Origin of the sequence: Streptomyces sp. CB02923, assembly GCF_001905005.1 — a bacterium.
Classification (GTDB): domain Bacteria; phylum Actinomycetota; class Actinomycetes; order Streptomycetales; family Streptomycetaceae; genus Streptomyces.
Genome location: NZ_LWKZ01000012.1, coordinates 1,093,048 through 1,116,355, shown reverse-complemented (window position 1 = coordinate 1,116,355; position 23,308 = coordinate 1,093,048). Strand labels below are relative to the sequence as shown.

Sequence of the window (23,308 nt, the reverse complement as noted above, 5' to 3'; positions counted from 1 at the left end):
ACCCCAAAGTATGAAAATCCCCCGGCCGCGGCTCGCTGGAGGACTGCAAACGGGCGGGCCCGGACACCTGGGGAGGTGTCCGGGCCCGCCCGGTCGTACGGGGACCGCGTTACTGCGTGCGGTTCTCGCCGCGGTAGTACTCGAAGACCCAGCCGAACAGGCCGATCAGGATGACCGGGGCCGAGAAGAAGAGCAGCCACCAGCCGAAGACGACGCCCAGGAAGGCGAGCGCGCCACCGACGCCGAGGGACAGCGGCTGCCAGCTGTGCGGGCTGAAGAAGCCCAGCTCACCGGCGTCGTCGGAGACCTCGGCCTCGTCGTTGTCCTGCGCTCCGGCGTCCACCCGGCGAGCCGTGAAGGCCAGGTAGTAGCCGATCATGATGCACAGGCCGAAGGCGAGGAACAGCGCGGTGGTGCCCGCCGGCTCCTTCGACCAGACGCCATAGACGATCGCCATGGCGAGGACGAAGACGGAGAGCCAGATGAACATCTTGCCCTGGATCTTCACTTGCCGACCTCCTTGCCACCGGCGAGCGCGGTGTCCTTCTGGCCCTCGTTCTCAAGGGCCTCCAGCGCCGCGATCTCCGGGTGGTGCAGATCGAACGCCGGGGATTCGCTGCGGATGCGCGGCAGCGTGAGGAAGTTGTGCCGCGGCGGCGGGCAGGAGGTCGCCCACTCCAGCGAGCGGCCGTAGCCCCACGGGTCGTCGACCTCGACCTTCTTGCCGTACTTGGCCGTCTTCCAGACGTTGTACATGAACGGCAGCATCGACAGGCCGAGCAGGAACGAGGCGATCGTCGAGATCGTGTTCAGCGTGGTGAAGCCGTCCGCGTTCAGGTAGTCCGCGTAGCGCCGCGGCATGCCCTCGGCGCCCAGCCAGTGCTGGACGAGGAAGGTGCCGTGGAAGCCGACGAACAGCGTCCAGAACGTGATCTTGCCGAGTCGCTCGTCCAGCATCTTGCCGGTGAACTTCGGCCACCAGAAGTGGAAGCCGGCGAACATCGCGAAGACGACCGTGCCGAAGATGACGTAGTGGAAGTGCGCCACGACGAAGTACGAGTCCGAGACGTGGAAGTCCATCGGCGGCGACGCCAGGATGACGCCGGTCAGACCGCCGAAGGTGAAGGTGATCAGGAAGCCGACCGCCCACAGCATCGGTGTCTCGAAGGACAGTGAGCCCTTCCACATCGTGCCGAGCCAGTTGAAGAACTTCACACCGGTCGGTACCGCGATGAGGAATGTCATGAACGAGAAGAACGGTAGGAGTACCCCGCCCGTCACGTACATGTGGTGCGCCCACACGGTGACCGAAAGGCCCGCGATCGAAATCGTCGCCGCGATCAGACCGATGTAACCGAACATCGGCTTCCGGGAGAAGACCGGAATGACCTCGGAAATGATGCCGAAGAACGGCAGCGCGATGATGTACACCTCTGGGTGTCCGAAGAACCAGAAGAGGTGCTGCCACAGCAATGCGCCGCCATTGGCCGCATCGAATACATGTGCCCCGAATTTACGGTCCGCCTCCAGGGCGAACAGCGCGGCGGCCAGGACCGGGAAGGCCAGCAGGACCAGCACACCGGTCAGCAGGACGTTCCAGGTGAAGATCGGCATCCGGAACATCGTCATGCCGGGGGCCCGCATGCAGATGATCGTGGTGATGAAGTTGACCGAGCCGAGGATCGTACCGAAGCCGGAGAAGGCCAGGCCCATGATCCACATGTCGGCGCCGACGCCCGGCGAGCGGACCGCGTCCGACAGCGGCGAGTAGGCGAACCAGCCGAAGTCCGCCGCACCCTGCGGGGTGAGGAAGCCGGCCACCGCGATCAGCGAGCCGAAGAGGTACAGCCAGTACGCGAACATGTTCAGCCGCGGGAACGCCACGTCGGGCGCGCCGATCTGCAGCGGCATGATCCAGTTCGCGAAGCCGGAGAACAGCGGCGTCGCGAACATCAGCAGCATGATCGTGCCGTGCATCGTGAACGCCTGGTTGAACTGCTCGTTCGACATGATCTGCGTGCCGGGGCGAGCGAGCTCGGCGCGCATCAGCAGCGCCATCAGGCCGCCGATGCAGAAGAACGCGAACGAAGTGACCAGGTACAGCGTGCCGATGGTCTTGTGGTCAGTGGTCGTCAGCCAGCTCACCACGACGGAGCCGGGAGACTTCTTACGGGCGGGTGGTGCTGCCGGAGCCGTTGCGGCGGCGGCACCCTGAGGTTCGTTGAGGATGCTCACTTGTTGTTGGTCTCCGCGTTCCTGGCGTGATCCGTCTGCTTGATGCCCGACGGCAGGTAACCGGTCTGGCCCTTCTTCGCCAGGTCCTTCAGGTGCTCCCGGTACTTGTCGGGAGAGACCACCTTGACGTTGAAGAGCATCCGGGAGTGGTCGACGCCGCAGAGCTCGGCGCACTTGCCCATGAAGGTGCCCTCCTTGTTGGGAGTCACCTCGAAGACGTTGGTGTGGCCGGGGATCACGTCCTGCTTCATCAGGAACGGCACCACCCAGAACGAGTGGATGACATCACGCGACGTCAGGACGAACTGAACCGTCTCGCCCTTCGGCAGCCACAGGGTCGGACCCGGGTTGCCGGTCTGCGGGTTCCGCGTGCCCGGGATGCCCTCGTCGTACACGCCGTCGGCGCCGGCGGGGACGTTCTTCTTCCACTTGTCCGGGATCGCGGAGAGTTCCTTGGAGTCGATATTCGTGGTGTCGGGCTTGCCGTCCACGTTCTCCAGGTAGTTGAACCCCCAGCTCCACTGATAACCCACCACGTTGATGACGTGGTCGGGCTTCTTCGAAGTCTTGAGGAGTTCGCTCTCATCGCGCGCGGTGAAGTAGAAGAGCACCGCGATGATGATGAACGGAACAATGGTGTACAACGCCTCGATGGGCATGTTGTACCGCGTCTGTGCGGGGACCTCCACCTTGGTCCGGCTGCGGCGGTGGAAGATCCAGCTCCAGATGATCAGGCCCCACACCAGCACGCCCACTGCGAGGGCGGCGGCCCAGGAGCCCTGCCAAAGGGAGAGGATCCGCGGCGCCTCTTCAGTAGCCGGATTGGGCATGCCGAGGTTGGGAAAGTCCTTGTATGTGCAACCGGTCGAGGTTGCCAGGACCAGTCCCGCAGCCAGCACCTGCGGCAGCTTCCGCCGCATCGGGCGCCGCGACGAGCGGTCGGAGCCGTTGGGACTCACGTAGCGCCTTCCCGAGAGTCTCGCCCGCGAGACCGGCTGCGGCCGTCTCGCTGGTCGGTCGCCGGCCCTGGCACGGGCAGGGGTTTGGATGTTTATGCGGACCAAACCCTACTGGACGCTATTTGGGGTCGCGCGGGGAGGGTGCCCAACGCGCCGCACGGCTCCCCGAAGGGGTGGCTGCGGCATCCGGAGGACGCTCCCGGAGCCCCGGAATGCCGGGCTCCGGCAGCCATCTGACGCCGCGCCCGGCACAGGTGTACGACGCGCTAGCGTCTCGGGTGTGTCCTACTTCGATGCCGCCTCGGCCGTTCCGCTGCACCCGGTCGCCCGCGAGGCCCTGCTCGCCTCGCTCGACGAGGGCTGGGCCGACCCGGCCCGCCCCTACCGGGAAGGCCGGCGCGCCCGCCTGCTGCTGGACGCCGCGCGGGAGGCCGCGGCGGAGGCCGTGGGCTGCCGCCCCGACGAGCTCGTATTCACTCCATCGGGGACGCAGGCGGTGCATTCGGCCATGTCCGGCACGCTCGCCGCGCGTCGGCGTGTCGGCCGCCATCTGGTCCACTCCGCGGTGGAGCACTCCTCCGTACTGCACGCCGCCGCGGTCCACGAGGCGGCGGGCGGCTCGGTCTCCGAGGTCGGCGTGGACCGTACGGGCCGGGCGGACGCCGGGGACCTCGCGGCCGCACTGCGCCCGGACACCGCGCTGACGGTCCTCCAGTCCGCGAACCACGAGGTGGGCACCGAGCAGCCGGTCGAGGAGGCCGCCGCGGCCTGCCGGGAAGCGGGCGTACCGCTGCTGGTGGACGCCGCCCAGTCGCTCCCCTGGGGCCCGGTCGGCGGCGCCTGGTCGCTGCTGACGGGCAGCGCGCACAAGTGGGGCGGCCCGCCGGGCGTGGGGCTGCTGGCCGTACGCAAGGGCACCCGGTTCGCGCCGCAGGGTCCGCAGGACGAGCGGGAGTCCGGCCGGGTGCCGGGCTTCGGGAACCTGCCCGCCGTGGTCGCCGCGGCGGCGTCGCTGCGCGCCGTACGGGCGGAGGCGGCTGCCGAGGCGGTCCGGCTGCGGGAACTGGTGGACCGTATCCGTGCGCGGGTGGCCGGGGCGGTGCCGGACACCGAGGTCGTCGGTGATCCCGTCCGCCGTCTCCCCCACCTGGTGACCTTCTCGTGTCTCTATGTCGACGGGGAGACCCTGCTGCACGCGCTGGACCGGGCGGGCTTCTCCGTCTCGTCCGGGTCGTCCTGCACCTCCAGCACGCTGACGCCGAGCCATGTGCTGCGGGCGATGGGTGTGCTGTCGGAGGGCAACGTCCGGGTCTCGCTGCCGCCGGGCACCGCCGAGGCCGACGTCGAACGCTTCCTGGACGTCCTCCCGGAGGCGGTCCGCTCCGTACGGGAGCAGCTGGGCGCCCCGGCCGCCGCGCGTCCGGAGGCCGCCCCCTCCCCCGCCGCCGGGCACGTCGTGGACGCGCTGGGCAAGCGCTGCCCGGTGCCCGTCATCGAGCTGGCGAAGGTGATCGGCGATGTCCCGGTGGGCGCCACGCTGACCGTCCTGGCGGACGACGAGGCGGCGCGGCTGGACATTCCCGCGTGGTGCGGGATGCGGGGCCAGGAGTACGTGGGCGAGCGGGCGGCGGAGCGGGGCGCCGCGTACGTGGTGCGGCGCCTCGTCTGACCGGTACGGCTCGCGGGCCGGATGCGGCGCCCCCGGTCCCCGACGGGTCGGGGCCGCCGCACCACGGCAACCGGATCAGGCCAGGTGCGCCCGGATCTCCCCGGCGGCGTCGTGTCCGTACGCCTTGGTGAAGCGGTCCATGAAGTGGCTGCGGTGCAGCTCGTACTCCTGGGTGCCGACGGTCTCGATGACCAGGGTCGCCAGCATGCAGCCGACCTGCGCGGCGCGCTCCAGGCCGACGCCCCAGGTCAGGCCGGACAGGAAGCCGGCGCGGAACGCGTCGCCCACGCCGGTCGGGTCGGCCTTGGCCTTCTCCTCGGCGGTGCCGACGACGATGTCCGGCTCGCCGGCCCGCTCGATGCGGACGCCGTCGGCGCCCAGCGTCGTCACCCGGGTGCCGACCTTGGCCAGGATCTCCTCGGAGGTCCAGCCGGTCTTGTTCTCGATCAGGCCCTTCTCGTACTCGTTCGAGAAGAGGTAGGCCGCGCCGTCCATCAGGGTGCGGATGTCCTCGCCGTCCATCCGGGCGATCTGCTGGGAGAAGTCGGCCGCGAAGGGGATGTCGCGGGTCCGGCACTCCTCGGTGTGGCGGACCATCGCCTCCGGGTCGTCCGCGCCGATCAGGACGAGGTCCAGGCCGCCGACGCGCTCGGCGACGGCGTGCAGCTCGATCAGCCGCGCCTCGCTCATCGCGCCGGTGTAGAAGGAGCCGATCTGGTTGTGGTCGGCGTCGGTGGTGCACACGAAGCGGGCGGTGTGCTTGACCTCGGAGATGCGGACCGAGCGGGTGTCCACACCGTGCCGGTCGAGCCACGCGCGGTATTCGTCGAAGTCGGCGCCTGCGGCGCCGACCAGGATCGGCGCGGTGCCGAGCTGGCCCATGCCGAAGCAGATGTTGGCGCCCACACCTCCGCGCCGGACGTCGAGTTCGTCGACCAGGAAGGAGAGGGAGACCGTGTGCAGCTGATCGGCGACCAGCTGGTCGGCGAAACGGCCGGGGAAGGTCATCAGGTGGTCGGTGGCGATGGAGCCGGTGACTGCGATACGCACGACGGGTCTGCTCCTGCGGAAGGCGGAAGGACGGGACGGACGTTGGTCAACGGTACCGGCTGTCCTGATCTCCTCCCACCAGTCGAAACTACCCAATAGTAGGGCTTTCTTCGCGAGGTTCGAGATGCGTACGGTGCCCGTATGACCAAGCATGTGAAGGGCGTCACACCCCGTTCGGCCGCCGTTTCCGGCGCCGCCTCCCGGTCCGTCCCCGGCACCCCGGCCGAACCGGAGTCGATGGACCAGTTGCTGGGCGACTGCGCGCGGATGGCACCGCACTGGCGCAGCGGCCCCCAGGCACCACCGTCCCCCGCCCGCGAACTGCACGGGATCAGCGTTCCCGCCTCCTCCGCGGCCCTGGTCAGCGGCATGTCCGAGTACGGGGACTGAGTCCGGGGGAACCGCGGACGCTCCGGCTCCGTCCAACCGGCGTCCTCCCCACGGAGGAGGGCATGTCAGTTGTTCAGCGGAGCCGAAGGAGCGAAGTGGTGAGCACCGAGGACACTCCCCCCGCGTCCGGCGGGGAGAATTCCAGCGACAACACCACCCAGGAGACCACCGCCCGGCGTCGGCGCAGCCCGCTGATCGCGGCCTCGGTGGCCGCGGCGGTGCTGCTGGCCGGCGGCGGCGCGGCGTACTGGGCCTCGACAGCCTCCGGCGGCGGGGAGAACGGCGCCGGCGCCCGTCCGGAGGGCGGCCCGCCGCCGCTCGCCCTGGACGGATACGCGAAGGAGACCGGCTCGCGCAGCGGGATCGCCCCCGGCGAGCCGAATCCGCAGGGCGCGGGCTACCGGGCGACGGGCAAGCTGCCCGAAGGCCCCTCCTCGGCCCCCGTCTACCAGCCGCGCGGCGAGGTGGGCCAGGAAGCGGTGGCCCGGCTGGCGAAGGCCCTGGGCCTGCCCGGCAAGGTCCGTTCCGACGGCAGTTCCTGGAAGGTGGGCGGCCTGACGCGGGACGCGCGCAGCCCCGTCCTCCAGGTGGCCAAGGGTGGTTCCGGCGCATGGACGTACTCGCAGTACGGCACGCCCGGCGGGACCGGCTGTGCGGAGCCCGCGCCGAAGGGCGGCGGCAGCGGTTCGCAGGCGAGCGGGCCCGGCTGCCCGTCGTACCGGGGCGGTGACGCCTCCACCCAGGACGACAGCAGCGGCAAGGACGCCGTCTCCCAGGAGAAGGCCAAGCAGGCGGCGCAGCCGGTGCTGGAGGCGCTCGGCCAGAAGGACGCCAAGCTGGACGCCAGTGGCCTGTCCGGCGCGGTACGGATCGTCAGCGCCAACCCGGTGGTGGGCGGGCTGCCCACGTACGGCTGGCAGAGCGACATCCAGATCGGCTCGGACGGCCAGGTCGTCGGGGGCAGCGGCCAGTTGGCGCAGCCCGTCAAGGGCGACACGTATCCGGTGCAGAGCGCCGAGAAGACGCTGGAGCGGCTCAACGCCGCACACGGCGGCGCGAACTCCGGCGCCCGCGACTGTGCGACGGCCGAGCCGCTGAAGAAGCAGGGCACCGACGTCGCGGGCGTCGAGCCGTGCGCGGGCAACGCGGCGGCGCGCAAGCCCGCCGAGGTGTCCGGCGCGGTCTTCGGCCTCTCGGTCCAGTACGTCAACGGCCGCCAGGCGCTGGTGCCCTCGTGGCTCTACAAGGTGCAGCAGACGGGCGCCGGCACGGTCACACACCCCGCCGTCGACCCGAAGTACGTCAAGGACGGCGACGGCGCCTCGTCCGGCCCCGCCCAGCCTCCCAACAGCGGCAAGCCGTCGGGCAAGGCCGGGGCGATGGGCCTGGAGTCCTACGAGGTCAGCGCGGACGGCACGTCCCTCAAGCTGCACTTCTGGGGCGGCGTGTGCAGCACGTACTCGGCGACCGCCGAGCAGACCGGCAAGGACATCAAGGCCGAGGTCATCGGCAAGGAGAAGAAGCCGAACCAGATCTGCGTGAAGATGGCGAAGGAATTCACGCAGACGGTGCCGCTGGAGAAGCCACTGGCCGGGCGGGACGTGATCGACGCGTCCACGGGCAAGGAGGTTCCGGCGAAATAGCGCCGTATAGATCCGGACAGTACATAACTTGATCTTGCGTTGAGGCCGACGCGGATCCGGAAACGACAACGGCGGCGCCCCCTGTGAAGGGGGGCGCCGCCGTCGTACGTTCTACTGTTCCCGCCTCGGCGGGTCAGTTGAAGGAGTCACCACAGGCGCAGGAGCCCGTGGCGTTCGGGTTGTCGATCGTGAAGCCCTGCTTCTCGATGGTGTCGACGAAGTCGATGGAGGCGCCGCCCAGGTACGGGGCGCTCATCCGGTCGGTGACGACCTTGACGCCGTCGAAGTCCTTGACGACATCTCCGTCGAGCGACCGCTCGTCGAAGAAGAGCTGGTAGCGCAGTCCGGAGCAGCCGCCGGGCTGGACGGCCACCCGCAGCGCGAGGTCGTCGCGGCCTTCCTGCTCCAGCAGGGCCTTCACCTTCGACGCGGCCGCGTCGGACAGGATGATGCCGTCGCTGACGGTGGTCTCGTCCTGAACGCTCATCTAGATCTCTCCCGGGTTGTACGGACCGCTTGCCCTCGGCTGCAACCGACGGGGCCCCGGATTAATTCCGGCTGGGCGCGACGTGTTGTCAGTCTTTCGCTTTTCATGCTCGCACATCGCGGGCGTATCGCGGGCAGCCCGTGCACCGGGGACGCGCGGGGATGCGTCACATCGACGCGATGGCCATCGTCAAAGTGACGTGAAGCAGCTATGATAGATAGCGTCAATTCGACGAAAAGGGGTCCGGTGTCAGCAGCACCGACTCCACTGGAGCGACCACGTCGCACCGGTGCAAGCACCGGCTCCACCGGAGCGACCACGTCGCACCGGTGCAAGCACCGGCTCCACCGGAGCGACTTCGTCGCGCCCATACATACGACAAGAGAGGGTGCGTGCCGTGACCACCGCCCAGCCCCTGGACGTCCAGCCGACCCCGCTCGCGCTGCTGCTCCTCGGCCGCGAGGCCGACCCCAAGAGCGAGCGCGGCGTGGACTGCCCCGGCGACCTGCCGGCCCCGTCCGACCCCCATCTCGTCGAGCGGGCCCGCGCCGCCAAGGAGAAGCTCGGCGAGAAGGTCTTCGTCCTCGGGCACCACTACCAGCGTGACGAGGTCATCGAGTTCGCGGACGTGACCGGCGACTCCTTCAAGCTGGCGCGTGACGCGGCGGCCCGGCCGGACGCCGAGTACATCGTCTTCTGCGGTGTGCACTTCATGGCCGAGTCCGCCGACATCCTGACCTCCGACGACCAGCGGGTCGTCCTGCCCGACCTGGCCGCCGGCTGCTCCATGGCCGACATGGCGACGGCCGAGCAGGTCGCGGAGTGCTGGGACGTGCTCACCGAGGCCGGCGTGGCCGAGCGGACCGTCCCCGTCTCGTACATGAACTCCTCCGCCGACATCAAGGCCTTCACCGGCAAGCACGGCGGCACCATCTGCACCTCCTCCAACGCGAAGCGCGCGCTGGACTGGGCCTTCGAGCAGGGCGAGAAGGTCCTGTTCCTGCCCGACCAGCACCTGGGCCGCAACACCGCCGTACGCGACATGGGCATGTCCCTGGACGACTGCGTCGTCTACAACCCCCACAAGCCGAACGGCGGCCTCACCGCCGAGCAGCTCCGCGCGGCGAAGATGATCCTCTGGCGGGGCCACTGCTCCGTGCACGGCCGGTTCTCGCTCGAATCCGTCGAGGACGTACGGGCCCGGATACCCGGCGTGAACGTCCTCGTCCACCCCGAGTGCAAGCACGAGGTCGTCGCCGCGGCGGACTACGTCGGCTCCACGGAATACATCATCAAAGCCCTGGAAGCCGCCCCGCCCGGCTCCAAGTGGGCCATCGGCACCGAACTGAACCTCGTCCGCCGCCTGGCCAATCGTTTCGCCGCGGAGGACAAGGAGATCGTCTTCCTCGACAAGACCGTCTGCTTCTGCTCCACCATGAACCGCATCGACCTCCCCCACCTGGTCTGGACCCTGGAGTCCCTGGCCGAGGGCAAGCTGGTCAACCGCATCCAGGTGGACCGTGAGACGGAAAGCTTCGCCAAGCTGGCCCTGGAGCGGATGCTGGCGCTGCCGTAGGCGGGGGCGTAGGGCGCGGAGTGTACTTTCCGCACATGAGTGACACTCTGCCGATCACGGAGGCGCGCGCCCGGTTCGGATCGCTGGTGCGCCGCGTTTCCCGCGCCCGCGAACGGATCACGATCACTGATCACGGCCGACCGGCGGCCGTGCTGATAAACCCCCAGGAGCTCGCCGACCTGGAGGACGCCCTGGCGCTGGCGCGATACCGCGCGCGGCAGGCGTCCGGTGAGTCCGCAGGCGTTCCGCACGACGAGGTACGCGCGCGGCTCGGCTGACGTAGAGGGCCGGGCACTCTCCGGCCCGTCCCGGAGACCTCCCGGGACGGGCCGGACCGGACCGGGCGCGGCGGGGGTCGGACGGCCACGGCCCGGGGCGGGCTCCGTTGCCGCTCGGGACCCGCTCACAGATAGATCTGCCGTCGGCAGCCGCAGCAGTACGTCTTGCCGTCGCACCGTTCGGTCGCCCCGTGCTCGCAGGGCCGCTCCTCCCGCACCAGGCGGGCACCCCGGCTGACCGCGATACGCAGTACGTCGCGCAGCGCGCGGCGCAGTTGCCGGAGGCCCGCGCCGGTCGTCACCAGTTCCTCCGCGCCCCGGAGGATCTCCTCCTCGGCCTCGTCGGCGATCAAGGACAGAAGGCTCTCCGGGTCATCCGTGCTGAGGTAGCACGCCCCGCCCTCAGGCGTGGTCCACGGCAGCAGCCGCAGCGGCCCACCGCACCGCTCCCCGGTCATCGCGCCGCCGCCCCGGCGCGGCACGACCGCCACGTACGGAACTCCTCCGGCGACAGGGCGTACGGCCGCACCAGCGCGCTCGCCTCCCCGGGCAGCATGACCTCGGGCCGCCGACGCGGCGCCCTGGCGACGGGCACGAACCGCCCGTCAAGGGTGACCGGCGGTGCCGAGGCCCGGTGACGGCCGCCCGCAGGCAGCAGGCCGCACATCAGCGCCACGGCGAACCGCGCGATGCGATGGAACATGGAATCCCGCCTTCTCCGACATCCACGAACACCCGGCGACTACCGTGTGCATCACCATCGTCACCGTGTGACATGGGCCTCAACAGGGGCGCCCCGTCCCATCGTTGAGAGTGGGACGGCAGAGAGGCGCATCCCGTGAAATTCACGCCCCGGAACCTGACCCCGTACGTATCCGCCCGCCACTACTTCGGCTCCGAACAGCGCCGCCACCGCGAGGCCGCGAAACTGTCGCTGGCGCAGTTGGCGACCGTGATCAACTCCAGCAAGAGCACACTGGCCCGCGTCGAGACGGCGGAGCTGATGCCACCCCCCGACCTGCCACCCAGGCTGGACGCGGCCTTCGGCACGGACGAGCACTTCCACGGGCTGTACCAGCTCGCGAAGCGGGAGGCGCATCCGGATCAGTACCGGAGGTTCATGGATCTGGAGGCGCAGGCCGAGACGATCGAGAACTATGAGCCGCAGGTGGTTCCCGGGCCGTTCCAGACGGAGGTGTACGCGCGGGAGTTGTTCCGCAGTCTCGACTGCTGGACCAGTGAGCAGATCGAGGAGCATGTAGCCGCCCGGATGTCACGTCAGGCAAGCCAACGTGCTGATGGATCTCCCTATCGGTGGGCCATCATCGACGAATCCGTGATCCGCAGGCAGGCCGGCAGCGCAGAATGCATGTACGAACAACTGGCTTCCCTGCTGGAGCAAGCGGATACTTCACACAGCAAGGTCCAGGTCGTTCCGTTCAGTGCAGGTCTGCACACCCTGATGAGCGGCGCACTGACTTTGCTGACGCTCCGCAACGGCTCCTCAGTGGCCTATGAAGAAGGCATCAAGGTCTGTCACCTCTACGAGGCGGCGGACGCGGTGAAACCGTGGCGGCGGCAGTACGAGGTGCTGCGTGCCATCGCTCTCTCGCCGGCGGAGTCGGCCAATCTGATCCGAAAAGCGATGGAGGCTTACCAGCCATGCGAAACACCCCCGAGCTGAGCACCGCTCGCTGGCGTAAGAGCAGTTACAGCAACGCCAATGGGGGCAACTGCGTCGAGATCGCCGACAACATCCCCGGCCTCGTCCCCGTACGCGACAGCAAAACCCCCCACGGGCCCATACTCACCTTCCCGACCGCCTCCTGGGCCGAGTTCGTCGCGGCCCTCAATACGACGGAGAGTTAGGGCCATGCGGCAGCCCACCACTCGCTGGCGCAAGAGCAGCTACAGCAACGCCGGTGGGGGCAACTGCGTAGAGATCGCCGACGAAACCCCCGGCGCCGTTCCCGTACGCGACAGCAAAACACCCCACGGCCCCACACTCACCTTCCCCGCCACCTCCTGGACCACGTTCATCACCGCCCTCAACGGCGGAGAGGTAGGGCTCATGCAGCAACCTCTCGACACCAACATCGCCCGCTGGCGCAAGAGCAGTTACAGCAACACCAACGGGGGGAGCTGCGTCGAGATCGCCGACAACACCCTCGGCATCATCCCCGTACGCGACAGCAAAACCCCCCATGGCCCCATACTCACCTTCCCGACCGCCTCCTGGGCCGAGTTCGTCGCGGCCCTCAATACGACGGAGAGTTAGGGCCATGCGGCAGCCCACCACTCGCTGGCGCAAGAGCAGCTACAGCAACACCAACGGGGGCAACTGCGTCGAGATCGCCGACAACACCCCCGGCGCCGTCCCCGTACGCGACAGCAAAACACCCCACGGCCCCACACTCACCTTCCCCACCACCTCCTGGACCGACTTCATCGCGGCCCTCAAGGCATCCTGACGCAGCTCAGCCCGTCCCAGATGGGCTCTGGGACGGGCTGATGTGTGCGTAGGTCAGACCCCCGCCGGCTCCGCCGTGCGGGGCTCGGGCTCCTCGGCTGCCTCGGCCCTTCGGGCCATCCGCTTGGCGGCTCGGCGTTCCTTCCGGAGTTCGATCATCGCGTACAGCGTCGGTACGAGCAGCAGCGTGAGCAGGGTGGACGTGATCAGGCCGCCGATGACGACCACGGCCAGCGGCTGGGAGATGAAGCCGCCGTCGCCGGTGATGGAGAGGGCCATCGGGAGCAGGGCCATGATCGTGGCCAGGGCCGTCATCAGGATCGGGCGGAGGCGGTGGCGGCCGCCCTCGATGACGGCTTCTACGACGCCGTAGCCCTGGGCGCGGTACTGGTTGATCAGATCGATGAGCACGATCGCGTTGGTGACGACGATGCCGATGAGCATCAGCATGCCGATCATCGCGGGGACGCCCATCGGGGTGCCCGTGGCGAGCAGCAGGCCGATCGCGCCGGTCGCCGCGAAGGGGATCGAGACGAGCAGGATCAGCGGCTGGATCAGGGACCGGAAGGTCGCCACGAGCAGCATGAAGACGATCGCGATGGCGGCCAGCATGGCCAGGCCGAGGGAGCCGAACGCATCGGACTGGTCGGCGGAGACGCCGCCGATCTCGGCGGTGGCGCCCTCCGGCAGCTTCAGGTCCTTGATCTTGGACTGGAGCTGGGCGGTGACCGCGCCGGTGTTGTCGCCGGTCGGCTTGGCGGTGACGGTGGCGGACCGGGCGCCGTCGATGCGGGTGCTCTGGACCGGACCCGCGACCGTACGGACGGTGGCGAGGTCACCGAGCTTCGCGGGGCCCGCCGGGGTCGGTACGGCGAGGTCGCGCAGGGTGGCCTCGGAGGTGACCGGGTGGGCGGACTTGATCACGACGTCGCGCTCGGTGCCGTCGATGACCGCCTTGCCGCTGGTCGTGCCGCGCACCGCCTGGGCGACGACCTGGCCGAGGGTGGCCTGGCTGTAACCGGCCGCCGCGGCCTTCGCGTTGGCCTGGACGGAGATGCGGGGCACGCTCTGCGCGAGGTCGCTCTGCACGTCGGTGACGTGGTCGAGCCCGGCGACGGTGGCCCGTACCTGCTCCGACGCCTTCTTCAGTACGTCCGCGTCCGCGGCCTTGACCACGACGCTCAGGTCCTGGTTGCCGAAGCCGCCCCCGCCGGAGGAGACCGTCGTCTCGCCGATGTCCTTGCCGAGCTTGCCGAGTTCGGCGCGGAGCTTGTCGGTGATCTTCGCGGAGTCCGCAGCGTCCTTCAGCTTGATCTGGTACGAGGCCTGGTTGGCGCCGCTGCCGCCGCCGAAGGCCGCCATGAAGCCGGAGGAGCCGACGGTGACCTGGTAGTCCTCGATCCCGTCGAGGCCGCCGAGGACCTTCTCCACCTTCTTGGCCTGGGCGTCGGCGGCCGTGAGGCTCGTACCGGGCTTCAGTTCCTGCTTGACGCCGAGGGTGTCCTGGTCGCCCTGGTCGAAGAAGTTGGTCTTGAGGAGGGGGGCCATGCCGAAGGTCCCCAGGAGGACGACGACGGCGATGACGACGCTGGTCACCCGGCGGCGGGTGGCGAAGCGCAGGACGGGCACGTACAGGCGCTGGAGCGGGCTGCCGCTCTCCTTGGCCTCGGCGGCCCGGCGCAGTTCCTCGGGGTCGGTGCCCTCGGGGATCTTCGGTGCGCGCAGGAACCAGTAGGAGAGGACCGGCACGACCGTGAGGGAGACGAGGAGGGAGGCGAGGAGGGCGACCGTCACGGTGATGGAGAACGAGCCGAACAGGGCGCCGACCATGCCGCCCACCACGCCGATGGGCAGGAAGACCGCCACGGTGGTGAGGGTGGAGGAGGTGATCGCGCCGGAGACCTCGCGGACGGCGGTCAGGATGGCCTCCCGGCGTTCCTCGCCGTAGCCGAGGTGCCGTTTGATGTTCTCCAGGACGACGATCGAGTCGTCGACGACGCGGCCGATGGCTATCGTCAGCGCGCCGAGGGTGAGCATGTTCAGCGACAGGTCGCCGGTCCACAGCACGATCAGCGTGATGACGACGGACAGCGGGATGGAGACCGCGGTGACCAGCGTCGAGCGCAGGCTGAGCAGGAAGACCAGGATCACGATCACGGCCATGAGCAGGCCGAGCAGTCCCTCGGTGGTCAGCGAATCGATGGACTTGGAGACCGCCGGGCCCTGGTCGGAGACGACCGTGACCTCGGTGCCCTTGCCGAGTGCCGTACGGATGCCGGGCAGCTTGTCCTTGACGGCATCGGAGATGTCGACGGCGCTGCCGTCCTGGCCCATGGTCACCATGACGGCGAGGCTGGGCTTGCCGTTGGTGCGGGTGAGGGAGGTCGGGGTGGCCTGCTCCTCCTTGACGGTGGCGACGTCACCGAGGCGTACCGGTTTGCCCGCCGAAGCGCCCCCGGAGGCACCGGCACCGCCGGGTCCCGCGGCGGGGGTCAGCGGCAGGTCGCGGATCTGCTGCGCGGAGGTGAAGCCGGAGCCGACCTGCACGGTGTGGCTGCGGCCCTGCTCGGCGAACGAACCGGCGGGTACGGACGCGCCGCCCGCCTCCAGCGCCTGGCCGAGCGCCGCGGCCGTCGTCCCGGCCTGCGCCAGCTTGGCGTCGTCGGGGGTGACGGCGACGATGCGGTCGCGGACGCCGTCCACGGTGACCTGGCCGACGCCGTCGATGTTCTTCAGGCCGGGCACCACGCTGCGGTCGAGCTGGTTGGCCAGCGTCTGCTGGTCTTTGCCGGTGCCGGAGACGGCGAGCACGACGGCCGGGATATCGTCCGTCGAGCCGGCCACGACCTGCGGGTCCACGTCCTTCGGCAGCTTGGCCCGGGACCGGTTGACGGCCTGCTGCACGTCGGCGACCAGCCGCTTGGAGTCGTTGCCGTAGTCGAACTGGGCCATGATGACGGCCGAGCCCTCGCTCGCCGTCGAGGTGACGCCCTTGATGCCGTCGACCGCCTGGATTCCGTCCTCCAGCGGCTCGATCACCTGCTTCTCGACGACGTCGGGCGAGGCGCCCTGGTAGGGCGCCAGGACGGACACCATGGGCAGTTCGATGGTGGGCAGGAGCTGCTGCTTGAGCTGGGGGATCGCGATGGCACCGAAGGCGACCGCGACGATCGACATCAGCGCTATCAGGCCCCGTTGTACGAGGCTGAGTCGGGACAGCCAGGACATGGGTGGGGTCTCTCTTCTGTTCTGTACGACGTTCAGGACGGCGATCGGGACGGCGTTCGGGTACGGCGGTCCGGTACGGCGCTCCGCTGCGTACGGCGTTCCGGCGGGCGGGCACCACAGGCCCGAATAAACGATCCGTCATGCCCCACGCGCTTTCCTCGCTCCCAGGTCGGTTTCCGCCCCACCCGCAATACAGCGTTCGGAGTACGGCGGTCTCCACCCCCCGCTGCACCCGTGGGCGGACCGGCCCCTACCGCACCCGCGGGCGGACCAGCCCCGACTCGTACGCGATGACGACGAGCTGCGCGCGGTCGCGGGCGCTCAGCTTGGCCATCGCACGGTTCACGTGCGTCTTGACGGTGAGCGGACTGACCGCGAGTTGCTCGGCGATCTCGTCGTTGGACAGGCCGCCCGCCACCAGCACGAGCACCTCGCGCTCGCGGCCGGTGAGAGCGGCCAGCTCGGCGACGCCGCGGCGGCCGGGCCCGGCGTCGGCCGTGGCGTCCCCCTGGGCGAGGAACTTGGCGATCAGCCCTTTGGTGGCGACCGGCGACAGCAGCGCCTCACCGGCCGCCGCGATCCGGATGGCGCCCAGCAGTTCGTCCGGCTCGGCCCCCTTGCCGAGAAAGCCACTGGCGCCCGCGCGCAGCGACTGCACCACGTAGTCGTCGACCTCGAAGGTGGTCAGGATGACCACGCGTACGGCGGTCAGTTCCGGGTCGGCGCTGATCATGCGGGTCGCGGCGAGGCCGTCCACGCCCGGCATCCGGATGTCCATGAGGACCACGTCGGCACCGGTGGCGCGGGTCAGCTCGTACGCCTGGGCGCCGTCGGACGCCTCCCCCACCACCTCCATGTCGGGCTCTGAGTCGACAAGAATGCGGAACGCGCTGCGCAGCAGGGCCTGGTCGTCGGCGAGCAGTACTTTGATGGTCATCCGGGCTCCCCCGTGCGGCAGATGCGGCCGGGCCCGGTGGCCCGTGTGGTCTGGGTTGGCTGGAGTGGCAGGCGTACGCGTACCTGGAAGCCGCCGGCCGGGCGGGGGCCGGTTTCGAGCGTGCCGCGCAGGGCGGCGACCCGTTCGCGCATGCCGATCAGGCCGTGGCCGCCGCCGGTGCCCTGCTCCCGGCCGTCCGGGCCGCTGTCGCCCTCGTCCGCGCCGTCGTCCAGGACCGTGACGGTCAGGTTGTCGGGGGAGCGCACGATGCGGACCGTCGCGCGGGCGCCCGCGCCGGCGTGTTTGTGCACGTTGGTCAGTGCTTCCTGGACGATCCGGTACGCGGTGAGGTCGATGGCGGCGGGCAGCGCGTCCGCCGACCCCGGGACGTCGAGGGCGACGGGCAGCCCGGCGCGTACGAAGCTGTCCACGAGCTGGTCCAGCACGCCGAGGCCCGGCGCGGGTTCGGTGGGTGCCTGCGGGTCGTCGGACTGGCGCAGCAGGCCGACGGTGGCGCGCAGTTCGTCGAGGGCGGAGCGGGACGCCTCGCGTACGTGCGCGAGCGCCTGTTTGGCCTGGTCGGGGCGGCTGTCCATGACGTGCGAGGCGACTCCGGCCTGCACGTTGACCAGGGCGATGTGGTGGGCGACCACGTCGTGCAGCTCGCGGGCGATGCGCATCCGCTCCTCGGCGACGCGGCGCCGGGCCTCCTCCTCGCGGGTGCGCTCGGCGCGTTCGGCCCGTTCCCGGATGGCGGTGACGAAGGCGCGCCGGCTGCGGACCGCGTCACCGGCCGCGGCGGCCATGCCGGTCCACGCGAAGATCGCGAGGTTCTCCTGTGCGTACCAGGGGCGGGACCCCAGGCACATCGCGACGGCGGTGAGCACGACGGCGGTCAGCGCGCCGACGCGCCAGGTGGTGGAGCGGTCCGTACGGGCGGCGAGGGTGCACAGCGCGACGACCACGGAGCAGGCGACCGGGGCGCGCGGCGTCCCGGTCTCCAGGACCAGGGCGAGGACGGTGCAGATGCCGGTGGCCGCCAGGACGCTGCGCGGGTAGCGGCGGCGCAGGACCAGGGCGGCACCGGCGAGAACGGCGAGGACCGCGGTGGTGATGGTCAGTTCGCGGTGGCCGAACCGGGGGCCGTGCGGTCCGTGCGGGTCGGCCACCGAGCCGACCAGGATCGCCACGGCGACGGCGGAGGCCAGCGCGGTGTCGAAGGCGAGCGGGTGGGCGCGTATCCAGGCGAGCGGGCCGCCGCCCGGACGCGGACCGGGCTGCCCGGAGGCGAGGAGGGTCACGGGAAAACGGTAGCGCCCCGGTCCCGTGCCGGGTCCGGGGCGCTGCCTGCGCTGGAGGTGGTGCGGCCGCCCGGCGGGCCGGGCGGCGGATCAGCCCGGGATCAGGCCGTCGTCGCTGAGCATCTGCCGGACCTCGTCGAGACTCGCGTCCCCGGAGGGCAGGATCAGCTCGGACGGTTCCAGGGAGTCGTCCGGCAGCGGGGTGCCGAGGCGGCGCACCGCGTCCAGAAGAGCCCCGAGGGTGCGGCGGAAGCCTTCCTGGTCGCCGCTCTCCATCTCTTCGAGCAGCTCGTCGTCCAGCTTGTTCAGCTCGACGAAGTGCGCGTCGTCGAGCTTCACCTGCCCCTCCCCCATGATCCGTACGATCACGACGGTCTCCTTCTGGTCCGGTGCGACGACCTGGTCCGATGCGACAACCGGGCCCGATGCGACGACCGGGTCCGGTGCGGCGGTTGCGACGAGGCTAACCGCCGCCGGCCGTCACTGCTTGTCGAAACGCGGCTGACCGGGCTGCGCCTGCGGGGCCTGCTGTCCCTGGCCCGCCTGACCGCCCTCGATGGCCTGCTTGTCGGCGCCCGGACCGGCCAGCTCGGCCTTCATCCGCTGGAGCTCCAGCTCGACGTCCGTACCGCCGGAGAGGCGGTCCAGCTCGGCGGTGATGTCGTCCTTGGCCATGCCGGTCGGGTCGTCGAGCGCGCCGGAGGCGAGCAGTTCGTCGATGGCGCCGGCCCTGGCCTGCATCTGCGCGGTCTTGTCCTCCGCGCGCTCGATGGCCATGCCGACGTCGCCCATCTCCTCGGAGATGCCGGAGAAGGCCTCGCCGATCCGGGTCTGCGCCTGGGCGGCGGTGTACGTCGCCTTGATCGTCTCCTTCTTCGTACGGAAGGCGTCGACCTTGGCCTGCAGGCGCTGGGCGGCGAGGGTGAGCTTCTCCTCCTCGCCCTGCAGGGTCTGGTGCTGCGTCTGCAGGTCCGTGACCTGCTGCTGGAGGGCTGCCCGGCGGGACAGCGCCTCGCGGGCGAGGTCCTCACGGCCGAGCGAGAGGGCCTTGCGGCCCTGGTCCTCCAACTTGGAGGACTGGTTCTGGAGCTGGTTGAGCTGCAGCTCCAGGCGCTTGCGGGAGGTCGCCACGTCGGCGACGCCGCGGCGGACCTTCTGCAGCAGCTCCAGCTGCTTCTGGTACGAGTAGTCAAGGGTCTCGCGCGGATCCTCGGCCCGGTCCAGGGCCTTGTTGGCCTTCGCGCGGAAGATCATCCCCATCCGCTTCATGACACCGCTCATGGGCCTCGCGCGCCCCCTTCTGACCGAGTTACATCGGGCTTAGGCTCCAGCACATCTACAGACCCCACAGTACGGGCCTCGGTTCCATTACCGCACTGTTCGGGCCCGGATGCGCTCCTCCTGCAGGACGATCAGGGTGCCGTCTTTATCCCGCGCAAGGAGTAGGGACTGCCCCGGGGAGCCATGCTGTGCCCCATTCACCCCGCTATGTCTCCGACGCAACGTCAACCACAGGCCCGCGCCGTTGCCGGATCGTTCCCCATGCCGCTGTGGTCCATGCGCCGTCACCCCGTACTCTTGCGTGTGTGTTCCGAAGCCGTTCGAAGGATGAGCAGGCCGCGACCACCAAGGTGACCGCGTCCCAGCCCCAGCAGCCCCGCGACCCGCAGGCCCCGAAGGGCCGCCCGACGCCCAAGCGCAGCCAGGCGCAGTCGCAGCGCCGTACGCGCGCGCAGACGCCGGCCAACCGCAAGGAGGCGACGAAGGCGTCGCGTGAGGCGCGGCGCGCCGACATGGCCCGGCAGCGCGAGGCGCTGGCCAACGGCGACGAGCGGTTCCTGCCGGTGCGCGACAAGGGCCCGGTGCGCCGGTTCGCGCGCGACTTCGTCGACTCGCGCTGGTGCGTGGCGGAGTTCTTCCTGCCGATGGCCGTGATCATCCTGGTGCTGACGATGCTGCGTCAGCCGGGCATCCAGAACATCGCGCTGCTGCTGTGGCTGTTCATCATCGTGCTGATCGTCGTCGACTCGCTCGTGCTGTGGTTCGCGCTCGGCAAGCGCCTCAAGGAGCGCTTCCCGAACGAGAGCCACAAGGGCGTCAAGCCCTACGCCCTGATGCGCACGCTCCAGATGCGCCGCCTGCGTCTGCCGAAGCCGCAGGTCAAGCGCGGAGAGCGGCCCTGAACGCAACCTCCTCGGGCTTCTCGCCCGGCGCCGAACGGTGGCTGGGCGGGCTGGGCGGACTGCGCAACACGGTCCGCCAGGAGCTGGTGGCCCGCCAGCTGGAGGAGCAGATCTCGGCCCGCTTCCCGGTGGGGCAGCGGCTGCGGGTGCTCGACGTCGGCGCCGGACAGGCCACCCAGGCACTGCGGCTGGCCCGCGCCGGCCACAAGGTCACCGGCCTGGAGACCGACCCGGCGATGCTGACGGCGGCCCGTACGGCGCTGGCCCTGGAGCCGGCCGGCATCCAGGAGCGGGTGGAACTGATCGAGGGGGACGGCCGGGACACCGGCGTGCACTTCCTCCCCGGCGCCTTCGACGTGGTGCTGTGCCACGGCGTGCTGATGTACGTGGCGGAGCCGGACCCGATGCTGGCCGGGCTGGCGCGCGTCCTGGCGCCCGGCGGGCTGCTGTCCCTGGTGGTGCGCAACGCCGACGCGCTCGCGATGCGGCCCGGCCAGGCCGGCGACTGGGACGCCGCCCTCGCCGCCTTCGACTCGGCCGAGTACGTCAACCGCATCGGCCTGAAAGCACGCGCCGACCGCCTGGCGGCGCTGACGGCGACGCTCAACGGGATCGGCGCTCCCCTGGAGACCTGGTACGGCGTACGGGTCCTCACCGACCTCGCGGCGGACGACGCGCCGCCACCGGCCGACGGCGAGCTGGAACGGCTGCTGGCCGCCGAGGACCGCGCCGGGCGCACCGACCCGTACCGGGCGGTGGCGGCACTGCTGCACCTGTGCGGCGTACGGGGCGGGCCGGGCGGCGAGGGGCGTTAGGGCGCTCCTGACGGATCTCCGCGGCATCGCGGCGCCCGGCACGCACGCGGGCTCTCAGGCGTGCGGAAACGCGTAGGCAAAGGCGTACGGAAGCGGGAAGCGGCGCGTCCGTTCGCGCCGCACTCCTCCGGACGCCTCTGAGAGACAGGTGAACCCCCTCCCCCGGCGTCCTGCCCCATGTGACGACGACCGAGACCGCCCCCGACGGGCCACCGCCGCCCGCGCTGCCCGCCCGCAGAACCTGGCGGGTGCTGTACGGCCACATCCGGCCGCACCGACCCGCCATCGCCCTGGGCGGCCTCCTCACCCTGATCGGCGCGGCCACCGGCCTCGCCCAGCCGATGGCCGCCAAAATGCTGGTCGAGCGGCTGGGCGGGGGTGACTCCATCACCGGGCTGCTGCTGTTGCTGACCGTCCTGGTGGTGGCGGGCGTGGCCGTCGAGGCGGTCGGCGCGTACGTACTGGAGCGCACCGCGGAGTCCGTGGTGCTCGCCGCCCGGCGTCAGCTCGTCGCGCGACTGCTCCGGTTGCGGATGCCCGAGATCGAGCGCAGCCGGCCCGGCGACCTGATGTCCCGGGTCACCGCGGACACCACGCTGCTGCGCGCGATCACCACCCAGTCACTGGTCTCGGCCGCCACCGGCAGCCTCAGCCTGATCGGGTCGATCGTGCTGATGGCCCTGCTGGACCCGGTCCTGCTCGCCGTCACGCTCGGCGTGATCGTGCTGATCGGCAGCTCACTGCTCCTGGTGATGCCGCGGATATCGAAGGCGACGAAGCGGGCGCAGGAGGCGGTGGGCGCGGTCTCCACCGCGCTGGAGCGCACGTTCGGCGCGTTCCGCACGGTCAAGGCATCCGGGGCGGAGCCGCGGGAGGCCGCGGCCATCGACACGGCGGCCCGCGAGGCGTGGCGCGGCGGTATACGGGCCGCGAAGTGGCAGTCCGTCGCGCAGTCCTCGGTGGGGCTGGCGGTCCAGCTCTCCTTCCTGGCCGTGCTGGGCGTCGGCGGCGCGCGGGTGGCCTCCGGGGCCACCGGCATCGCCACCCTGATCGCGTTCCTGCTCTACCTCTTCTACCTCATCGATCCGATAGCCCGGCTGGTGGAGGCGGCGTCCGCCTACCAGGTGGGGGCGGCGGCCATCGCGCGGATGGCGGAGGCGGAGGAGCTGGAGGCGGAACCGGAGGCGGAGCTGGAGGCGGAGCCGACGGCAGGGGGGACCGCGGGCGAGGCCGCCGTGGGCGAGGCCGCCCCCGCGGCCCCGGCGGCTCCCGCGGCCCCGGCGGCTCCCGCGAGCGTCACCTTCGAAATGGTGACCTTCCGCTACCGTCCGGAGCTGCCGCCGGTCCACCACGGTGTGGACTTCGCGGTGCCGGGCGGCGGCATGACGGCGTTCGTCGGCCCGTCCGGCGCCGGCAAGACCACCGTCTTCGGACTGCTGGAACGTTTCTACGAGCCGGACGGCGGCCGGGTCCTGGTCGACGGCACCGACGTACGGGACTGGCCGCTGGACCGGCTGCGGTCGCAGATCGGCTACGTCGAGCAGGACGCCCCCGTCCTGGCCGGCACGCTGCGCGAGAACCTGCTGTTCGCGGCGCCGGGCGCGGGGGACGCCGCGCTGGCCCGGATGCTCGTACGGACCCGGCTGGACGGCCTGGTGGCGCGCCTGCCGGAGGGTCTGGACACGCCGGTGGGGCACCGCGGGAGCAAGCTGTCGGGCGGCGAGCGGCTGGGCCCCTGTCTGCCCTTAAGGCAGTAGGGAGGGTGGCGATTGCGCGGGCGCTGCTGCGCGAGCCGCGGCTGCTGCTCCTGGACGAGGCGACCTCGCAGCTGGACGCGGTCAACGAACTGGCGCTGCGGGAGACCGTGGCGGAGGCGGCCCGTACGACGACGGTGCTCGTGGTGGCGCACCGGCTCTCCACGGTCACGCTCGCGGACCGCATCGTGGTGATGGAGGCGGGGCGGGTGCGGGCGGTCGGTACGCACGCGGAACTGGTGGCGGACGATGCGCTGTACGGGGAGCTGGCGGCGACGCAGTTTCTCGCCACGGCGCCGGATAGCCGGGCGAACCGGAGGCCCTAACGGGACA

23 protein-coding genes and 1 pseudogene are annotated in these 23,308 nt (G+C 70.5%); 12 read left to right on the top strand and 12 right to left on the bottom strand.

The annotated features are described in order from the left end of the window. Positions 1 to 109: 109 nt before the first annotated feature. From A6A06_RS16565 to ctaC, 3 genes are read right to left on the bottom strand one after another with little or no spacing between them, the layout of a single operon-like run. Positions 110 to 508: a cytochrome c oxidase subunit 4 gene (locus tag A6A06_RS16565; RefSeq protein ID WP_030020847.1), complete on the bottom strand. Its 399-nt coding sequence runs from the start codon at positions 506 to 508 to the stop codon at positions 110 to 112. Continuing rightward, positions 505 to 2,235 (bottom strand): aa3-type cytochrome oxidase subunit I, encoded by a 1,731-nt coding sequence (gene ctaD / locus A6A06_RS16560; RefSeq protein ID WP_073761925.1) that lies wholly within the window; start codon positions 2,233 to 2,235, stop codon positions 505 to 507. The genes A6A06_RS16565 and ctaD overlap by 4 nt, the downstream gene beginning before the upstream one ends. Then, entirely contained in the window at positions 2,232 to 3,194 is a 963-nt protein-coding gene (gene ctaC / locus A6A06_RS16555; RefSeq protein WP_073761924.1) for an aa3-type cytochrome oxidase subunit II, read from the bottom strand. The genes ctaD and ctaC overlap by 4 nt, the downstream gene beginning before the upstream one ends. Positions 3,195 to 3,474: 280 nt before the next feature. Here ctaC and A6A06_RS16550 point away from each other — a divergent pair, with 280 nt between their 5' ends. After that, positions 3,475 to 4,863: a cysteine desulfurase/sulfurtransferase TusA family protein gene (locus A6A06_RS16550; RefSeq protein WP_073761923.1), complete on the top strand. Its 1,389-nt coding sequence runs from the start codon at positions 3,475 to 3,477 to the stop codon at positions 4,861 to 4,863. A 75-nt stretch (positions 4,864 to 4,938) separates the two neighbouring features. On the opposite strand, the gene A6A06_RS16545 is transcribed toward A6A06_RS16550, so the two are convergent. Then, entirely contained in the window at positions 4,939 to 5,913 is a 975-nt protein-coding gene (locus A6A06_RS16545; protein WP_073761922.1) for a carbohydrate kinase family protein, read from the bottom strand. Positions 5,914 to 6,054: 141 nt separating this feature from the next. Between A6A06_RS16545 and A6A06_RS16540 the strand changes: the two genes are divergently transcribed. Continuing rightward, positions 6,055 to 6,303 carry a hypothetical protein gene (locus A6A06_RS16540; protein WP_073761921.1) on the top strand — a complete coding sequence of 83 codons (249 nt, stop codon included), beginning with the start codon at positions 6,055 to 6,057 and terminating at the stop codon, positions 6,301 to 6,303. Between the two features lie 98 nt (positions 6,304 to 6,401). Next, positions 6,402 to 7,946, top strand: a complete 1,545-nt coding sequence (locus tag A6A06_RS16535; RefSeq protein WP_073761920.1) for a hypothetical protein — start codon at positions 6,402 to 6,404, stop codon at positions 7,944 to 7,946. A 133-nt stretch (positions 7,947 to 8,079) separates the two neighbouring features. On the opposite strand, the gene A6A06_RS16530 is transcribed toward A6A06_RS16535, so the two are convergent. Then, on the bottom strand, positions 8,080 to 8,433 hold the full coding sequence (locus tag A6A06_RS16530; protein WP_030022062.1) for a HesB/IscA family protein: 354 nt from the start codon (positions 8,431 to 8,433) through the stop codon (positions 8,080 to 8,082). 388 nt (positions 8,434 to 8,821) lie between these two features. Between A6A06_RS16530 and nadA the strand changes: the two genes are divergently transcribed. Both nadA and A6A06_RS16520 read left to right on the top strand, forming a co-directional pair. Next, entirely contained in the window at positions 8,822 to 10,009 is a 1,188-nt protein-coding gene (gene nadA / locus A6A06_RS16525) for a quinolinate synthase NadA (RefSeq protein ID WP_073761919.1), read from the top strand. A 35-nt stretch (positions 10,010 to 10,044) separates the two neighbouring features. Then, positions 10,045 to 10,287: a type II toxin-antitoxin system Phd/YefM family antitoxin gene (locus A6A06_RS16520; RefSeq protein ID WP_073761918.1), complete on the top strand. Its 243-nt coding sequence runs from the start codon at positions 10,045 to 10,047 to the stop codon at positions 10,285 to 10,287. 125 nt (positions 10,288 to 10,412) lie between these two features. Here the strand turns inward: A6A06_RS16520 and A6A06_RS16515 are convergent, their stop codons facing one another. Together A6A06_RS16515 and A6A06_RS16510 are read right to left on the bottom strand one after the other, a co-directional pair. Then, on the bottom strand, positions 10,413 to 10,778 hold the full coding sequence (locus A6A06_RS16515) for a hypothetical protein (RefSeq protein WP_073761917.1): 366 nt from the start codon (positions 10,776 to 10,778) through the stop codon (positions 10,413 to 10,415). Next, positions 10,742 to 10,990, bottom strand: coding sequence for a hypothetical protein (locus A6A06_RS16510; protein ID WP_073761916.1), 249 nt, complete (start codon positions 10,988 to 10,990; stop codon positions 10,742 to 10,744). The genes A6A06_RS16515 and A6A06_RS16510 overlap by 37 nt, the downstream gene beginning before the upstream one ends. A gap of 135 nt (positions 10,991 to 11,125) precedes the next feature. Here A6A06_RS16510 and A6A06_RS16505 point away from each other — a divergent pair, with 135 nt between their 5' ends. The 4 genes from A6A06_RS16505 to A6A06_RS16490 are packed head-to-tail and all read left to right on the top strand — an operon-like array spanning position 11,126 to position 12,758. Further along, positions 11,126 to 11,971: a helix-turn-helix domain-containing protein gene (locus A6A06_RS16505; RefSeq protein WP_073761915.1), complete on the top strand. Its 846-nt coding sequence runs from the start codon at positions 11,126 to 11,128 to the stop codon at positions 11,969 to 11,971. Beyond that, complete coding sequence (locus A6A06_RS16500) at positions 11,950 to 12,156, top strand: DUF397 domain-containing protein (RefSeq protein ID WP_073761914.1); 207 nt, start codon at positions 11,950 to 11,952, stop codon at positions 12,154 to 12,156. Before A6A06_RS16505 ends, A6A06_RS16500 begins: the two co-directional genes overlap by 22 nt. Before the next feature lie 4 nt (positions 12,157 to 12,160). After that, on the top strand, positions 12,161 to 12,565 hold the full coding sequence (locus A6A06_RS43730) for a DUF397 domain-containing protein (RefSeq protein ID WP_073761913.1): 405 nt from the start codon (positions 12,161 to 12,163) through the stop codon (positions 12,563 to 12,565). A gap of 4 nt (positions 12,566 to 12,569) precedes the next feature. Beyond that, positions 12,570 to 12,758, top strand: a complete 189-nt coding sequence (locus A6A06_RS16490) for a DUF397 domain-containing protein (RefSeq protein ID WP_073761912.1) — start codon at positions 12,570 to 12,572, stop codon at positions 12,756 to 12,758. A gap of 53 nt (positions 12,759 to 12,811) precedes the next feature. Here the strand turns inward: A6A06_RS16490 and A6A06_RS16485 are convergent, their stop codons facing one another. The 5 genes from A6A06_RS16485 to A6A06_RS16465 form a co-directional block, all read right to left on the bottom strand. Next, positions 12,812 to 15,985: an efflux RND transporter permease subunit gene (locus A6A06_RS16485; RefSeq protein WP_073761911.1), complete on the bottom strand. Its 3,174-nt coding sequence runs from the start codon at positions 15,983 to 15,985 to the stop codon at positions 12,812 to 12,814. 250 nt (positions 15,986 to 16,235) lie between these two features. Then, a complete protein-coding gene (locus A6A06_RS16480; protein WP_073761910.1) occupies positions 16,236 to 16,922 on the bottom strand; it encodes a response regulator in 687 nt (228 codons plus the stop codon). Further along, the gene (locus A6A06_RS16475; protein WP_073761909.1) at positions 16,919 to 18,223 is read right to left on the bottom strand and encodes a sensor histidine kinase; all 1,305 of its coding nucleotides are present in this window, start codon (positions 18,221 to 18,223) and stop codon (positions 16,919 to 16,921) included. Before A6A06_RS16475 ends, A6A06_RS16480 begins: the two co-directional genes overlap by 4 nt. 90 nt (positions 18,224 to 18,313) lie before the next feature. Next, positions 18,314 to 18,592: a PspA-associated protein PspAA gene (pspAA, locus tag A6A06_RS16470; RefSeq protein WP_073761908.1), complete on the bottom strand. Its 279-nt coding sequence runs from the start codon at positions 18,590 to 18,592 to the stop codon at positions 18,314 to 18,316. Between the two features lie 111 nt (positions 18,593 to 18,703). Next, a complete protein-coding gene (locus A6A06_RS16465; RefSeq protein WP_073761907.1) occupies positions 18,704 to 19,504 on the bottom strand; it encodes a PspA/IM30 family protein in 801 nt (266 codons plus the stop codon). A 305-nt stretch (positions 19,505 to 19,809) separates the two neighbouring features. Here A6A06_RS16465 and A6A06_RS16460 point away from each other — a divergent pair, with 305 nt between their 5' ends. The 3 genes and pseudogenes from A6A06_RS16460 (at position 19,810) to A6A06_RS16450 (ending at position 23,301) form a co-directional block, all read left to right on the top strand. Next, on the top strand, positions 19,810 to 20,406 hold the full coding sequence (locus A6A06_RS16460; RefSeq protein ID WP_073761906.1) for a DUF3043 domain-containing protein: 597 nt from the start codon (positions 19,810 to 19,812) through the stop codon (positions 20,404 to 20,406). A gap of 86 nt (positions 20,407 to 20,492) precedes the next feature. Then, positions 20,493 to 21,221 (top strand): class I SAM-dependent methyltransferase, encoded by a 729-nt coding sequence (locus A6A06_RS16455; RefSeq protein ID WP_443333744.1) that lies wholly within the window; start codon positions 20,493 to 20,495, stop codon positions 21,219 to 21,221. Between the two features lie 179 nt (positions 21,222 to 21,400). Further along, a pseudogene (locus tag A6A06_RS16450) lies at positions 21,401 to 23,301 on the top strand (ABC transporter ATP-binding protein). The last annotated feature ends 7 nt before the right edge of the window (positions 23,302 to 23,308 follow it).